Source organism: Bacillus arachidis (assembly GCF_030285945.1).
GTDB lineage: Bacteria > Bacillota > Bacilli > Bacillales > Bacillaceae_G > Bacillus_A > Bacillus_A arachidis.
Map to the genome: position 1 here is coordinate 62,800 of NZ_CP127374.1, position 15,454 is coordinate 78,253.

At 31.7% G+C, this 15,454-nt stretch carries 14 protein-coding genes, 2 tRNA genes and 2 pseudogenes; 12 read left to right on the forward strand and 6 right to left on the reverse strand.

The window, feature by feature from the left end; all coding sequences use genetic code 11:
• Nucleotides 1–46: 46 nt before the first annotated feature.
• From QRY57_RS01500 to QRY57_RS01510, 3 genes and pseudogenes are all read left to right on the forward strand, one after another.
• On the forward strand, nt 47–967 hold the full coding sequence (locus tag QRY57_RS01500) for a hypothetical protein (RefSeq protein WP_286015244.1): 921 nt from the start codon (nt 47–49) through the stop codon (nt 965–967).
• Between the two features lie 200 nt (nt 968–1,167).
• A pseudogene (locus tag QRY57_RS01505) lies at nt 1,168–1,576 on the forward strand (DDE-type integrase/transposase/recombinase); the annotation flags it as partial.
• Nucleotides 1,577–1,749: 173 nt separating this feature from the next.
• Nucleotides 1,750–2,022 (forward strand): hypothetical protein, encoded by a 273-nt coding sequence (locus tag QRY57_RS01510; RefSeq protein ID WP_286015245.1) that lies wholly within the window; start codon nt 1,750–1,752, stop codon nt 2,020–2,022.
• Between the two features lie 66 nt (nt 2,023–2,088).
• Here QRY57_RS01510 and QRY57_RS01515 read toward each other — a convergent pair whose 3' ends face one another.
• The 3 genes from QRY57_RS01515 to QRY57_RS01525 form a co-directional block, all read right to left on the reverse strand.
• Nucleotides 2,089–2,835: a phospholipase A2 family protein gene (locus QRY57_RS01515; RefSeq protein ID WP_286015246.1), complete on the reverse strand. Its 747-nt coding sequence runs from the start codon at nt 2,833–2,835 to the stop codon at nt 2,089–2,091.
• Nucleotides 2,836–3,093: 258 nt separating this feature from the next.
• Nucleotides 3,094–3,291, reverse strand: a complete 198-nt coding sequence (locus QRY57_RS01520) for a hypothetical protein (protein WP_286015247.1) — start codon at nt 3,289–3,291, stop codon at nt 3,094–3,096.
• A 7-nt stretch (nt 3,292–3,298) separates the two neighbouring features.
• Entirely contained in the window at nt 3,299–3,895 is a 597-nt protein-coding gene (locus QRY57_RS01525) for a sigma-70 family RNA polymerase sigma factor (RefSeq protein WP_286015248.1), read from the reverse strand.
• Between the two features lie 318 nt (nt 3,896–4,213).
• Between QRY57_RS01525 and QRY57_RS01530 the strand changes: the two genes are divergently transcribed.
• The 6 genes from QRY57_RS01530 to QRY57_RS01555 all read left to right on the forward strand — a co-directional run bounded on the left by QRY57_RS01530 (nt 4,214) and on the right by QRY57_RS01555 (nt 6,417).
• Complete coding sequence (locus QRY57_RS01530) at nt 4,214–4,462, forward strand: glutaredoxin family protein (RefSeq protein ID WP_286015249.1); 249 nt, start codon at nt 4,214–4,216, stop codon at nt 4,460–4,462.
• 327 nt (nt 4,463–4,789) lie between these two features.
• The gene (locus QRY57_RS01535) at nt 4,790–5,713 is read left to right on the forward strand and encodes a S8 family peptidase (protein WP_286015250.1); all 924 of its coding nucleotides are present in this window, start codon (nt 4,790–4,792) and stop codon (nt 5,711–5,713) included.
• An 18-nt stretch (nt 5,714–5,731) separates the two neighbouring features.
• A complete protein-coding gene (locus tag QRY57_RS01540) occupies nt 5,732–5,887 on the forward strand; it encodes a YvrJ family protein (RefSeq protein ID WP_199668127.1) in 156 nt (51 codons plus the stop codon).
• A gap of 80 nt (nt 5,888–5,967) precedes the next feature.
• A complete protein-coding gene (locus QRY57_RS01545; protein ID WP_286015251.1) occupies nt 5,968–6,177 on the forward strand; it encodes a hypothetical protein in 210 nt (69 codons plus the stop codon).
• Nucleotides 6,178–6,264: 87 nt separating this feature from the next.
• Nucleotides 6,265–6,335 (forward strand) — tRNA-Cys (locus tag QRY57_RS01550).
• Between the two features lie 8 nt (nt 6,336–6,343).
• Nucleotides 6,344–6,417 (forward strand) — tRNA-Ala (locus tag QRY57_RS01555).
• A 22-nt stretch (nt 6,418–6,439) separates the two neighbouring features.
• On the opposite strand, the gene QRY57_RS01560 is transcribed toward QRY57_RS01555, so the two are convergent.
• Nucleotides 6,440–6,586 carry a hypothetical protein gene (locus QRY57_RS01560; protein WP_286015252.1) on the reverse strand — a complete coding sequence of 49 codons (147 nt, stop codon included), beginning with the start codon at nt 6,584–6,586 and terminating at the stop codon, nt 6,440–6,442.
• Nucleotides 6,587–7,498: 912 nt separating this feature from the next.
• Here QRY57_RS01560 and QRY57_RS01565 point away from each other — a divergent pair.
• Nucleotides 7,499–8,191: pseudogene (locus tag QRY57_RS01565) on the forward strand (IS6 family transposase).
• Nucleotides 8,192–8,505: 314 nt separating this feature from the next.
• Here the strand turns inward: QRY57_RS01565 and QRY57_RS01570 are convergent.
• Nucleotides 8,506–8,784 (reverse strand): AbrB/MazE/SpoVT family DNA-binding domain-containing protein, encoded by a 279-nt coding sequence (locus QRY57_RS01570; protein WP_286015253.1) that lies wholly within the window; start codon nt 8,782–8,784, stop codon nt 8,506–8,508.
• Nucleotides 8,785–9,147: 363 nt separating this feature from the next.
• On the opposite strand from QRY57_RS01570, the gene QRY57_RS01575 reads away from it, so the two are divergent.
• Nucleotides 9,148–10,377: an IS110 family RNA-guided transposase gene (locus QRY57_RS01575; RefSeq protein ID WP_098019289.1), complete on the forward strand. Its 1,230-nt coding sequence runs from the start codon at nt 9,148–9,150 to the stop codon at nt 10,375–10,377.
• Nucleotides 10,378–11,341: 964 nt separating this feature from the next.
• Nucleotides 11,342–12,559, forward strand: a complete 1,218-nt coding sequence (locus QRY57_RS01580; protein WP_286015254.1) for a replication initiation protein — start codon at nt 11,342–11,344, stop codon at nt 12,557–12,559.
• A 623-nt stretch (nt 12,560–13,182) separates the two neighbouring features.
• On the opposite strand, the gene QRY57_RS01585 is transcribed toward QRY57_RS01580, so the two are convergent.
• Complete coding sequence (locus QRY57_RS01585; RefSeq protein WP_286015255.1) at nt 13,183–14,721, reverse strand: thiol-activated cytolysin family protein; 1,539 nt, start codon at nt 14,719–14,721, stop codon at nt 13,183–13,185.
• Between the last annotated feature and the right edge of the window lie 733 nt (nt 14,722–15,454).

The window sequence follows — 15,454 nt, forward strand, 5'->3', positions numbered from 1 at the left end:
TAAAAATAGCAAACAAAGAAAGCAAGAATGGGAGGAATGAGTATTTATGACTGAGTGTACATGTAATTGCCGCAAGTGCCGACATTGTATTCATAAACAAGGAGAAGCTTCAAATATAAAAACTGAAGAGGTAAAAGTTTCCTTATGGTTTAATCAATGGGAACGAAAATCATATATTACTTTATACAGAATAATGCTAAGCTCCTATAATAAAACCAATGAGGTGGTCTACAACAACTTGACAGATCGCTTTGATCAATACCAAGAGGAAATATATAACGAGCTCATTAATAATTATAGTAGCGATCCTGCAGATCTAGACTATACAGAAATTGGATCCGAAGCAAGTTATCGTGTAGAACAAGATTTATTAATGAAATATCAGTTTCATTTTTCATCACTCGTAAACCTCTATCAAGTATTTGAACAGCAAATACGTAAACTCCTGTATAAAGAACTAAATCATCATTTAAGTGGTGTACGTACAAAAGAGGAAATGCCAAAATTCGCAACAAAGTTTGGGGAAATTAAAAAATTATTAAAAACATTAAACTATCCTTTAGGCAATACGCCTTCATGGTCAACAATAGATGAATTGAATAAAATTGCTAATACCTACAAACATGGCGATGGAAATTCAGCTACAACTTTATATCGTCAGAATAAAGACATCTTTGTAAATGAAGCTACGTGTTTTTTTTATTATGACGAGGCCAAAACTAAAGAGGAAGAACAAACATACATTAATTCTTTAGATCCAAAGGAACTAGAGAATTATCGAAAAAACGAAAAAATGTTATTGATAGACCGTGAACTAACAACTAATATGGAAATTGTTTTGCGTCAAGATAAAACACCTTTTGAAAAATACGTCAATGCTATTATCAACTTTTGGGAAACATTCCCCAAACACTATGAAACTATGGTGGAAGTCGAAGAAGAATTGGCAGAAACTGAACTTTTATAATTAGATTATTACATTGGAGACGATTTTTAAAGATTCGCTTATGAAGTAACTTTACAAGGCCTTTTTATGTTCATATGTAAAAAGGATTCTGGTGCAAAAAACTGAACATATTTGCAAGTAATCCCTAAACCTTGGATATACTGATACTATTACTCTAAAAAGATGTGTAATCGGTATGGAAAAGAAAAATTTGTTCAAATCGAAGTACAATCGGTTTTTGCCTAAGCAAAACAAGAAATCAGAAAGCCGCAAAGCGCTTTTTTAAGAAAGTTTTGCGGTCTTTTCATATTTCAAAGACTCGTGTTATAACAGTCGACAAGAATCCAGCTTATCCTATAGCAAGCGAACAGTTAAAAAAAGAAAAAAGCATCCCTAACGGTATGCGACTTAGACAACAAAAGTACTTGAATAACATAGTAGAATAAGATCATCGCTTTATAAAGAAACGCATCCGTTCTATGCTAGGGTTCAAACGCTTTGACACAGCTACATCCATTCTTTCTGGAATAGAAGCTATGCATAGATTAAAAAGAACAGATTGATTTACGGGACCAGTCTGTCCAAAATCAGAAAGAATTCATCCATCAATTATTTGAACTTGTAGCATAAAGTACAATTCTGTTAGGAATATATACGTTTTACTGATTTTCATTTTATCTTTGCACCAGAACCAAATTTTTTCTCATAGATTGATAAATAAATAGGACATTTTATCAAATCACAATTATGTATAAATATGGTAAAATCATATTTATATATTTGCTGTTAGAAAGGAGGTGAATATGATGATAATGCAGATAATATTGTATTTTTTCTTCCCGGTAACATTGTTAGCTACTGTTTTTCTTTCTAAAAAATCACATCTAAGATCAATCTTCAAATTCATTCCAGCTGCTGTTTCAGTAATTTTAGCGGTTTTCTTCTATTCCTTGTTTTTATATAACAATGGAATAGGTGAGTTTATGTCCGCTCTCTTTTTATGCGGTATAACATTAGCAAATCTATTTTTAATTTTAGTATTTAAATTATTCAATAACGCTGCTCCAAGTAATTAGAAAAAGGGCTGTTAGAAGGTAACAGAAGTAGAGCATTGATTTTAAATGCTCTACTTCGTGTTCTTATTAACGGCAAGATTTAACTCTTAACCAAGCTAAGATAGCAGTTGCCATTGCGTATTTACCTTTATAAGGACGTACACAATCACCAAATGTATTGTCACAAGAACATTTGTCAAATCCGAACATTTCATAACAACGGTCATGAGCACGGCAACAAGTATCTACACCATTAATTGGTGTACCACCACCATATCGTCCGCCATTACCACAGTTCTTACCACAATGTTTATAACCGCCTGGTAAGCATCCATCAACTGACATATCTTTAGTATTCAATTTCTCTAAAGATTCTCCAGGAGTGTAGTTAGGATCGTTGTAAGGTACAGTGTTATCGAATTCTTCAAATTGACCGATGTTCTCGATTGCTGCAATATTAATAGTAGGTTGTTGGGATACCTCAAGTTTCTTATTTAGAGTATATTGTTTTACAGATCCTTCTTCTTTGTAGTCAGCACTAAAATCGTAATTAACTACGGTATCTCCGGCTTTGTTAAATGCTAAAATGTTTAATTGTACATTTCCTTCTTTGTTTTGTAAAACAAGAGATTTAACTATACTCACAACAGGTGGTGTTACTTCAAGTACATCAAACATGTAACCTAATTTAACTTCAAGATTCTTAACATCAATTGGTTGACGTATCGATACCTCGGCAATGAAATTTTGAAAATCTTTTTGTTCGGCTGCTTGTTTTAATGCTTCTTGAACCTCTTCTGGTGTCATGTAACGACCGTTTTCAATGTTATACATAATGAATTCCTCCTAGAGTAAAATTTGTGATTCTCTTATATAAGAGGAATTAAAAGATAGTAATTCAAAAAAGAATATAAAAATCTTTTCTTTAATTGGAATCTGCTTATTTGTAAGCTAAGAAGGCGGCTCTCAACAGGCGTCGCCTTTAACAAAAATGAGATTAAAAAAGTATAAGACAATGAAAAACCCCAAACTATGTTTTTAGTGGGGCTTTGATAAAGTAGTGAAAAATACATATGGAAATCTTGTAACGATTTAATTTTTTTCTATAAAATCAAAAAAAGTGGGCGCGGACATATTTTGTAGGAAAGGGATTTTTTCGTAAATTTTCATCATTATTTCTTGCTCTAGATCTTCTCTTTCTTGTATAGGAGTATTTCGCAAGCTCTTATTTATTTTTGGGGAGAACTTTACTATGATTTCTTCAAAATCAACCTTTGGACAATCTTCCATTATCATTTCACTCCAATTCTAGTTTCATTGCTTGTTTTAATTTTTTAATTGCACTTTTGTGATTATAAGAAATGGTTTGTTCAGACTCACCAAGCATCTGAGCAATTTCTCTATTGGTGTACTCTTTTAAATAAAACAGATTTAGTATTTTAATTTGTTTTTTAGATAACTTATTAAATTCAGAGAGCAACACCTCATCACTCAAGTGATTTTTTAAATACTTTTCCTCTTGTATAACATTATTATATGTTTCGTCTTCATCAGATGATGTTAGAACATCATGTATAGATGCTTGATTGCCGCCGTTATCCTCGACAGTAATATCTAGGTTTAATAAATTCCTCTGCTTATTAAGATTCACCTTTTTATCGAAGTCGATAGAATAGTAATGAATGAGTTTACTTACGTAATTGAAGACCTTCACTTGCTTGTAATGTGCTTTAAAGGATTGGTCCAAAAGTTTTTTGTTTGTAAGCGTTGGATTAATAATCGCATTTTTGAATAGGTTGAAATTTTCATCTTTCTCTAAAAAGTTACGAACTATAGGCTCGTTCATTCTTTTTCTATGTTTTTTTAGATAGTCCTCAATTTGTTTCTCTCTCATAAAATACCCTCCTCGCTATTAAAAGAGAAATCAACTGCCGAAAAATCAAAATAATAAAAATTTTCAACACAAAAAACCGAACAAAAGTTCTATCAACTATATTATCCCACTTTTCATCCTGATAGAAAATGGGTATATATAACTTTTTGTTTTTTGTGTTTTTTTCCTATATTATCCCATATTATCATGTTGATATGAAAAAATATTTGGAATTTTAAATGTTTGGAGAGTGTTCTTTTGGTTTTACTAAATAAAAATTTTGATATTTTTTCAGTTGCGTTCTCTTTTATAAATGGATAATAAAAAGGGGGAATTGCTATGAATAAACAAATTACTTTATATGGTCATAATGGTTGTAGTTTTTGTGTTAAAGCTAAGAAGTGGTTTGAAGAAAATAGAATCGATTATATTAATAAAGATGTAACAGATGAACAAGCAAGAAAAGAGTTTGAAGCTTATAATGCTGATGGAATCCCGTTATTTATCATTAAAGATAATGATAAGGAAACCGAAGAAAAAATAATTGGTTTCACTACCGCGAAGTTAGTTGAAGCACTAAGTAGGTAATATATTCTTATAAAAGAAATGAAGGGAAGTATCTTTCGTTTAAAGAGTTTAAAAATTTTACTATTCTATGAAAAAGGATGTTTCCTGTTTTGACAGGAGGCATCTTTTTTATTCTGTTTGTGCTGAGCATCATTGTTTAGAATAAATCCCATTCCGATTTCACATTGCTTCCTAATAATAAAATGCTCTTGAAAAATAATGTGTTTTTATTGTTTCAAATTCACATTTAGTGCTTTCTTATAGAGTATTTTTATTTTTGAACTCTTTTAGTTTGTTTTCGGTATTTTCTCTTTAATAATTATAATATTTTTCGAAGGAGAGAACATTATGGTTGTTATTACAGAGAGTCCGATAATGGTAAATGAAATATTCAGTAAACAAAAGGTTGATTCTTACGGAATCAATTTAATTAAAGCGAAAGATGTTTGGAATTCAAGTGAAAAAGGTGACGGAGTTGTAATTGCTGTTATAGATACTGGTTGTCATGTAGGGCATCCTTATTTAAAGAATAGTATTATCGGTGGATATAATTTTACAAATGATGATAATGGTGATCCTCAAATCTTTGAAGACTATCGTGGGCATGGTACTCATGTAGCGGGAATCATTGCAGCTGGAGAAAATGAGATAGGGAATGTGGGTGTTGCTCCTAGAAGTAAGATTCTTGTATTAAAAACGATTGATGCATATGGAAAAGGTAGTTATAACAAAGTAATAAAAGCGTTAATATATGCAATGGATTGGGTAGGGCCAAATGGTGAAAAAGTTTCTATAATTAATATGTCATTAGGTGGAATTGTTCATAGAGAAGACTTGTACACAGTGATAAAGGAGGCTAGGAATAAAGGGATATTAATTGTTGTGGCTGCAGGTAATGAAGGAGATGGGAATACGGATACTATAGAGATTTCTTATCCAGGATTCTATCAGGAAGTAATACAAGTAGGTGCAGTGAATCAATTAGGGGAGATTTCATTGTATTCAAATACGAATATTAATTTAGACTTTGTAGCTCCTGGAGATAATATTGTATCAACATTTCTAGATGGAAAATATGCAGAATTAACCGGTACATCGATGGCTACACCTTTTGTTTCAGGTGCACTTGCTTTAGTTTTGAATATGATTTCTTCTCAAACGAATAACCCGATAGTTGCATCACACTTAGCATACTTTTACTTAGTTAAACATGCAAAAAAATTAGGGCATTCATATCTTGAAGAAGGAAATGGTCTAATACAACTAATTTAGAAAGGTGGTGTGAGTAACTTGGATCCTAATCATTTAGAACCATGGTTTTCGGCTATTGGTAATTTTGGATTCCCTGTTGCATTAGCTGTTTATTTATTAATTAGATTTGAAAAGAAACTTGAAAGATTAACAGATGTCATCGAAACATTGAAAGATGTAATTCGAATGAAATAAATTTAATTTTGTTTTGATAACTCAAGTATTTGTTCCTCTTTTTATAAATGTATAGTTTTTTAAATGTAGGAGGGACTTATATGAATAAAATTGAAAAAGAACTCAAAAGATACAACGAACTTAAAAAGGATTTAATGACCATTACCAAATGCTTAGATTATTGTCAAGCAGATGATGTTTGTTTTTATCAAGATTTAGCTATGGTTTACACAAATAAATTACAGAGCTTTCATAATTTCATTGAAAAAGAGTATGGTGTTAGTATTTTCTGCACCTTCAATAGAGATTAACAAAGTAGTATTTAATCATCAATTTGAGAAAAAAGCGAATTAATTTTTGTATAAAATTTTCAATTTTGCGAATTAAAAGGAATTTATGGCGGCATAGCCAAGTGGTAAGGCAAAGGTCTGCAAAACCTTTAGCATCGGTTCGAATCCGATTGTCGCCTCTATAAATGGTGACATAGCCAATTAGGAAAGGCAAAAGTATAGCATAAACTTAGAGTGTTGGTTCGAATCCAACTGTCACCTTAAAAAAGAAAACTAGTGATTGCTAGTTTTCTTTTTCCTTCTCTTTCTCTTTCTCTATATAATCAAAAAAACCAGGTGGTTCTTTAATTGCTTCCTCTTTTGCTTTTATTAATTCTTCTTCTAAATCTCTTTGAAATTCTTTTATATTTTTAATATCTGTTCTAAACATCCCCATACCCCCTCTGATTTATCCAAATATTATCTTAATTTTAATATTTGGATAATCGATTTTGAATCTATTAAGATTATTTACAAATAGATTTAAATTTCTCTTAAAGTTAATTTTAAAGCTATTTAAGATTAAAAACATATAGGTTTTTAATTTTTAATGAATTCTTCCACTTTAATAAAGACGAAGGATACAAAATCTTTGGCGCAATTCTATTTGTTTCATTCTATGTCTTAAACGGAGAAAATTGCTAGTTAAGTTATATTTTAAGTGCTTAAGAATTAAGCTAGAAAGACTTATAGTGTGAGAAGGATATGAATAGAGTGAAGTGAAACAAGATTTATGTTTCAACATAAGAAAAAAATTATTAAACGATTTAAGATTATCAGAGTGTATTTAATTACTCTATATTAAAAAAGGAGTTGTGAGTCATGAAAAAAGAGAACAGTGAAATTAAAGAACAAGGACACCCGGATCCGGGATACCCAGATAGTTGCGGCCCTAATAGATACTGTACTACACGAGAAACTTGTTGTGGTAAAAGTAGATATTGTCAAGCCTGTAAGAATATAGGTTACCTCGGCTATGAGTGTGTTAAATCTTGCTGATACAAGATTAAATTACATTATTTGAGTCTTAGCTAGAGATTTTAGATTAATGCTATCCTTCGTAAAAGCTTTGGTAAAGTAACTATGTCCTATTGACATCAAAAGGTTCAAAGTCTTCTAGATTTTGAACCTTTTGGGTTTTAATTACCACAATATTAATGGAGACACATAAAATTCGTTTCTTTTCATTTTAAATTACAAATTTAATATTCAATTTTAATTACAAAAACTCTAAAGCTTGTGCAATGGACCTTCAAACCTTGGACATACTGATACTAGTACTCTAAATAAGGACGTGATTAGTATGAAAAAACAAAATCTATTCAAGTGGAACATTATCAACCTGATATTATTTTATTAACCGTAAGATGGTATCTACGATACAACCCCAGTTTTCGTGATTTAGTCGAAATGATGGAAGAACGCGGGTTATTTATTGCTCATACAACCATCATGCATTTGGTTCATCAATATGATCCTGAATTAAATGAGCGAATAAGGTGTCATCTTAAGACAACCAATGATTCTTGGCGAGTTGATGAGACGTATGTGAAGATCAAAGGTCAATGAATGTACCTATATCGTGATGTTATTCAAAAGGAAATACAATTGATTTTTATTTAAGTAAAACAAGAAATCATAAGGCTACAAAGCGCTTTTTCAAAAAATTTTTGCGGTCTTTTTATGTTTCAAAACCCCGTGTTATTAAAATAGACAAGAACCCACAATTGTTGAGTTGAAGAAAGAGAAAAAGATGCCTATAGGCATCAAAATCAGACAGATAAAATATCTGAATAACATTGTGGAACAAGATCATCGTTTTATTAAAAAGAGAGTTCGTTCGATGTTAGGATTGAAATGTTTTCGTACAGCCAAATCTATTCTTTTCGGAATAGAAGCGATGCATATCATTAATAAGGGACAACTTGCTTTACGAGACAAGTCTATCCAAGATCAAGTGAGGTTCATTCATCAACTATTTGGAATAGCTGCATAAGAACAGATTCCATTAGGAATCTATATACCTCTTTCAAATGGATGTAATCTTTGCAACAGAACCCAAAATACAGTGATTTGCTCTTTTTTCTCTTTTAATAATTCATAAGTTTCTTCTTGTAGGCCATTCATATGGCTCCCTTCTTTATATAAGCGTATCATACCTAAATTAAAATACTGTTTTATAGACGTATTTCTCAATATAGTTATTGAAAGGGTTCTCTAGTATTACGGATTTATTTTTTGTTAATAATTATGGTGCGTTAAATTATTTAAATATGACTCAAAAAAGTCCCTCTAAAAGAAGCCAATTAATTATTTTACAAGATTCTTCTGTATTTCCTCTAGTATAAGCTTTGCACCTGCTGGGCTTAGCGTAATCTCTCCGTTTGCTAAAGAAATATTCTTATCAGATACTTCTTCTGTTATTACACAAGCACTATTCGCTTCATATTTTTTCAAGATGATTTTTTCACCTTCTACATAAATTTCTAATGGTGTCTTTTCTTCAATTTCCAGCGTGCGTCTTAACTCCATTGGTATCACTATACGTCCTAATTGATCTAATTTTCGAGTTACTCCTGTTGATTTCATGAAACCTCTCCCTCGTATATTATTTTTTAGTTACTCTTTCAAGCGACGATTTAACACAATGTTCTCTTGGACGTCTGAGGATATTCCTAGATAATGAAAGTAAGGATCATTTGGGACAATTCTCCCTCTCCCTGTAGGCTTTAACTACATTAAAAGACTGTTTCCCAGTGTTCGCTTTATTCTTCCTACTCACAGGCTGTTCTCCTTAATTCAAACCTAGCTGTTAGTAGCGCTAGGGCGGCTTTTGAAGCAAGGGTAAGTTCTTATACACGAGGATGTTGGTCAGCGTTCACACTAGGGATATCCCCAGACGTCCAAGAAAGAGATTTTCCAATGATTCTAAAAGAAAGGAGGAACTCTCTCATGAAACTATTTGTTGGTTTAGATGTGAGCTCTCAAGATGCAAAAGTTTGTTTTTTAAATGGTGAAGGTGATCGATTAGAATCGTTCACCATTACAAATGACTTACCTGGAGCCATAATATTAAAAGAAAAAATTCTGAACACAGCTTCCAAATTAACCTGTGAAGTGATTAAGATTGGCTTAGAATCTACGTCGATTTATAGCTACCATCCAGCTATGTTTCTTCACAATGATAAGGAGCTAAGAACCTACGGTTCTCAAGTGTTTATGATTAATCCAAAACAAATTGCAAACTTTAAGAAAAGTTATCCAGAGATGGATAAAACAGATGCCATTGATGCATTTGTCATTGCAGACTATGTTCGTTTTGGACGTCATACGATGTCGATTGTGAAGGAAGAGCAATACATTGCCTTACAACAGTTAACTCGTTCTCGTTATCAACTCGTACATGCCTTAACAAAAGAAAAACAACATTTTCTTCAACACTTAGGATTAAAGTGTAGTCAATTTACACAAGACGTTGGGTCCTCTGTCTTCGGAAATGCCATGATGGAATTATTCTTAGAACGATTCAGCTTAGAAGAACTCGCTCAAATGCCCTTACAAGATCTCGCTCTTTTTCTTCAGGAAAAAGGAAAAAATCGTTTTGGTAATCCAGAAGAAATAGCAAAATCCATTCAAAAAGCTGTCAGAGGATCCTATCGTTTAAGTAAAGTGGTAGAAGATTCTATTGACCTTCTACTAAGCACCTCCATCCAGATTATGCGCACGTATCAAGCTCAAATTAAAGAGATTGAGAAAGGTATAGAAAGTTTGATGTCATCGCTACCTCAAACGCTTGAAAGCATTCCAGGTATAGGTCCTGTATTCGCAGCCGGTATTGTGGCTGAAATTGGTCAAATTGAACGCTTTACCGATGAAACACGAATCGCCAAATACGCAGGTCTATTCTGGAAGAAATATCAGTCTGGTCGCTTTACTGCAGAAAACACGTCATTAACACGATCAGGGAATCAGTATCTACGTTATTACTTAGTTGAAGCCGCCAACTCTGTAAGGCGTCATGTCCCTGAATATCGTGACTATTATGCGAAAAAATCTGCCGAAGTACCTAAGCATAAGCACAAACGAGCCCTCGCATTAACCGCAAGAAAATTTGTTCGTTTGGTGGATGCGCTACTACGCAACAACCAAATTTACACGCCCGGAAGGAGCGTTGATAGATGATGTCTACTGACATTCTTCCTTCTTCTATATTCCATTAATTTACAAATTATTAATGGTCTAGTTTCGTATTGCCTTTTTTAAGCTGAAATAACAAATTAAGTGTTTAAATTACTAGAATCATTACTTGACATCACACCACAGGTCTTATATATTCTATAGCTCTATATTTCATACCCTATGCTATTTTTTATTTTAACAAGCTTTCTCCGTACATGAAAAATATTATGATTCAAAAACTAATGTTCAGAACAAAGATATTTGAAATAAATTTTTGGGATGTTTTTTAAAGCAGCTATTCAGGTTCCCCATTCATTGTAAACAAACCAAGGGGGATTTTGGAACAATAAATATAACAAATTTGGTTTTAAGATGTGGGAATTTTATTTTAAAATGATAACAATATATTTTTATAGTCATTCAACATAATATTGTATGTTTTGTTTGTTTTATATATTAATTGTTTTATATGTTTTATATGTTTATATGTTTTAAGAGCATGAAATGTATTGATATATAAGGGATTATGACACTTAACTATAACAAATTTGGTTTTAAATATAACAAATTTGGTTTTAACCATAACAAAAATGGTTCTAAATATAACAAATTTGGTTGCTCAACTATAACAAAAATGGTTCTAAATATAACAAATCTGGTTTAACCATAACGAAAGTGATTCTAACTATAACAAATTTGGTTGCTTAACTGTAACAAAAATGGTTCTAAATATAACAAATTTGGTTGCTTAACTGTAACAAAAATGGTTCTAAAGGTAATAAGTTTGGTTACAGCCTTTACAACTCTAAAGATTTACATAATGCTTTTATGTAGAACAAAGTGCTTCACAACCTTAATAGTGAAATTTATATTGTTGAGATTGATAAAAAATCAACTATAACAAAGGGGGGATATTTGTTATAGTTAGTGTAGCAGTAGAGGTAGGAAAGAAAGGACGTATGTAAGTATGTCTATAAATCAAGATTTACAGATTAAAGAGAATAATATTGTTTCAAAATCAAATACTTTGATTGAAGCAAATTCACGTTTAAATTTAGTAGAACAAAAAATGTTACTTTGTTTGGCTAGTAATATTGAACCCAATGATCGGGATTTTAAAACTTACACTTTCCCCATTAAACATTTTCACGATCTACTTGGTTTAAGTGGGTCTACTAAATATTCGGAGTTAAGCAAAATTACAAAGGATTTATTATCAAAAGTAATTGAAATTCGAGTAGGGGAAGAGCTGATACAGGTATCCTGGCTTTCTTCAGCAATTTATAACAGAAATAAAGGAACAATTGATATGCGTTTTGATCCGTTATTAAAGCCATTTCTATTAGAATTAAGTAACAAGTTTACAAGTTATAGATTGGCTAATGTTGTTAAACTGAAAAGTACATATGCTATACGTATTTATGAATTACTTAAACAATATGAAGATTTAAAGGAACGTACAATTAGTCTTGAAAATTTAAGGTATTACTTAGATGCAATGGATGTATACCCTAATTATGCAAATTTCAAGCAACGTGTTTTGAAACCTTCTCAAAAAGAATTAAACCAAAAAACAGATATTTCTTTTGAGTTTGAAGAAATTAAATTAGGTAGGAAAGTACAAAAAATAAGATTCATTATCGGTAGTCAAAAAAAGAAAAAACCCGATTTAGTTCGATTTGAAAAGAAATTAGATCAATTTCAACAGCCAAATACATTTGAACAAAAAATTAAAAGATTTGAAGAACGGTGTAAAGAAAAAGTATATCCTAAAGTATTTAAGAAATGGGAAAAGCATAAAGAAATTGTATTAGAAATAATTGAAGATATACGTTTTCGTTCTGATATTGATTCACCAATCGGTTATGTAGAATTTATTCTAAATTCCCGATTAAAAGAACTATCTGATAAAGAAATATCAAACCAAAGTAGTCAAATTGAAAATGAGTCCCATAATGATAACAATGTATTAGATATTGATAACATTATAGATTCAGTAATTAGTAAATATTCAACATCTACAGGAACTGTAGCTACATTTTTAGTTAAAGATACAGCAATCAAGGAACTAGTTAGAGTTGTTACATTAGAAGAAGCTGAAGCCATTTGGAAAGAATATGAAGTGTTTGTCATGGATAAAATTTATGAATGTATTAAAAAAAATAGAAGAAAGAAAAGATACTAGTGTTGCATATTTCCCCAAAAGCCCCTTTGAAATAAACAAAACCCACAGAAAACATTCTTGTTCTCTGTGGGTTTTCTATGGAATTGGAATAAAATTTGATTATTAAAAAAGTCCCTTCATAATGCTAAAAGGGGTACCGCCACATCACCATCAAGCTAAAATTTTATAGCACCCCCAGAACAAAATTTTGTACTAACTTGTAACAAAAAAGCTCATTTTTTCGTTTTGGGGTAATTCTGAATTCTTAAGTTGATGGGCATGCGGCTGTACCCCAATAATGTCTGTAAAGATATATAAAATAAACAGATGTCTGTAAAGTTAAAAATGAACATTTATAGACGTGGTTTTTTATAGTTTTTTATGTATCTGTAAAAGTATACTTTTACAGACGAGTTGAAGGGCTCACTTAAGACTACATACAACAAATCTAAAACGTACATTTTTAGGACATAGTTTCTAGAGTGAGTTTTTGGGGAAGTTTCCAGCAAAAAAACAGCGAAAATTGATTAATGTCCGATTATTCAGAAAATACTTATTTTTGAGAGGTGATAGCTACAACAATTATATAGGGAAGTATGATATATTTGAAAAAGCGCCCTGTTTACAGGGCGCTTCACTTTTACCTAATGACTAATATTAGCACTTGGGTATAATGTTGTTCCTCCAATTGAAACTTTTATTTCATTTGTTAATGGAACATTTTGTTCATTAATAATTGTTCTCCACCATTCCCATGCAAGACCTGTACATTCTCTCGCTACGACTTTTACATTTTTTGAATTCGGCGGAAGTGGTATGACTGTATTGAAATGAGCAGTTCTGTCTCTGCCGTTTCCTTCCCAGGTTTTATGGGTTAGTACTTCTTTACCATTTTTATCATATGAGAATTCATCCCAAGATACATCAAATTGAGCAACATATCCACCAGTATGATCAAGCGTCATTTTAGCACGAGAATATTCTGTAGTTGTAGTCTCAATATAATCTGTATTGTTATGAACAGCAGCAGTTGAGTTATCTTTTAAGAAAGTGCTTGTATATGAAATTGGGTATGCTGGATTTTTAGAACTTAATTCTGCATTATCTTTAATGATATTTCGGATTTCATTAAAATCTTTTGTAACAACCTTGTTATGCTCTTTTGCATCTCCGCCTAATACTACAGCGGTAAAGGTACTGTCTTCAAAAATATCTTTGTACTGTCCACTCGCTTCAACGCTTTGATTCTTAATTAAGGCTTTAAAAGCAGCTTGTACATCTTTACTCTTAGATGATGTTTCTAATTTCACATAAACTGTTCTACCATAAGCTACATTTGATACCATAACAGGCGGAGCCGCCTTACTTACCCCTTTACGAGTTAACTCATCAAACGTAACACTATTATCAAAAAGGTCTGATGGATTGTTAGGTAGTTCTGCACTTACGGTATAAAAGATTTGCTTATATGCCGCAACCATCACTTTTTTCTCTCCATTTGCAACAGCATTAAAGTCAATGTTCAGTGCATTGTCAAGATATTTAGCGTTAACATTAAGAGCACTTGCTATTTGAGATTTACTATACACCATAGATTCTGTATACTGCATTCTTGCAGGTAACGTATGTGTTTTTGAATACTTTTGATTCCAAGTAGATACTAATTCATCTACTGCACCAGACACATTACCATATGTAGGATTTTTGACAGTAATTGTATTGTCTTTTCTCATGCCAGGTAAGTCTATACTAATATTCAAAGGTTTTCTTTTAGCTACTAACAAACTAGGTTGATTATCTGCAAAAGCTTTATTTGCAAGTTGTACTGCTCCTGGATATGTACGATTAGCCACAGAATCAATAATCGAAATATCGACTGGTGAAGTTGTAAGGGATTTTTTCTCACGTTCAACTACTACAAATTTACCATTTGAATTTGTACTTTCTTTCGGAACAAAACTCTCTACTTTATCACCATTTACTGCTAAAACCTCTTGATTATTATACTTAAGATTTGCTATACCAGTATCAATGCCACTTGCATTTTTTGTTGCACCAGCTGAATTACCTGTTTTTGTTTCCGCAAATGAAATAGATGAATAACTAATAGTGCTGAAACTAACTAATAAACATGCTAATAATTTGATTCCTTTAACACTTTTTTTAATTTTCAAAAAATTCATTCCCTTCTTTTTTTCGTATTAAGGTATGATAATTGCTGAAAAACGAACTTACATTACTGCTTTTAAAAGTTCTTGAACCATTGGAATTAATCCACCGATAAATTTTAAAACTGCCGTTGCGATTGTCATATGATTTCCTCCTCTCATCTGTACCTTAATTCATCTTCGCTATACAGATCATTTGTATAAATAATTGTGCTGAAAAACGAACTTACATTACTGCTTTTAAAAGCTCTTGAACCATTGGAATTAATCCACCGATAAATTTTAAAACTGCCGTTGCGATTGTCATATGATTTCCTCCTCTCATCTGTACCTTAATTCATCTTCGCTATACAGATCATTTGTATAAATAATTGTGCTGAAAAACGAACTTACATTACTGCTTTTAAAAGCTCTTGAACCATTGGAATTAATCCACCGATAAATTTTAAAACTGCCGTTGCGATTGTCATATGATTTCCTCCTCTCATCTGTACCTTAATTCATCTTCGCTATACAGATCATTTGTATAAATAATTGTGCTGAAAAACGAACTTACATTACTGCTTTTAAAAGCTCTTGAACCATTGGAATTAATCCACCGATAAATTTTAAAACTGCCGTTGCGATTGTCATATGATTTCCTCCTCTCATCTGTACCTTAATTCATCTTCGCTATACAGATCATTTGTATAAATAATTGTGCTGAAAAACGAACTTACATTACTGCTTTTAAAAGCTCTTGAACCAT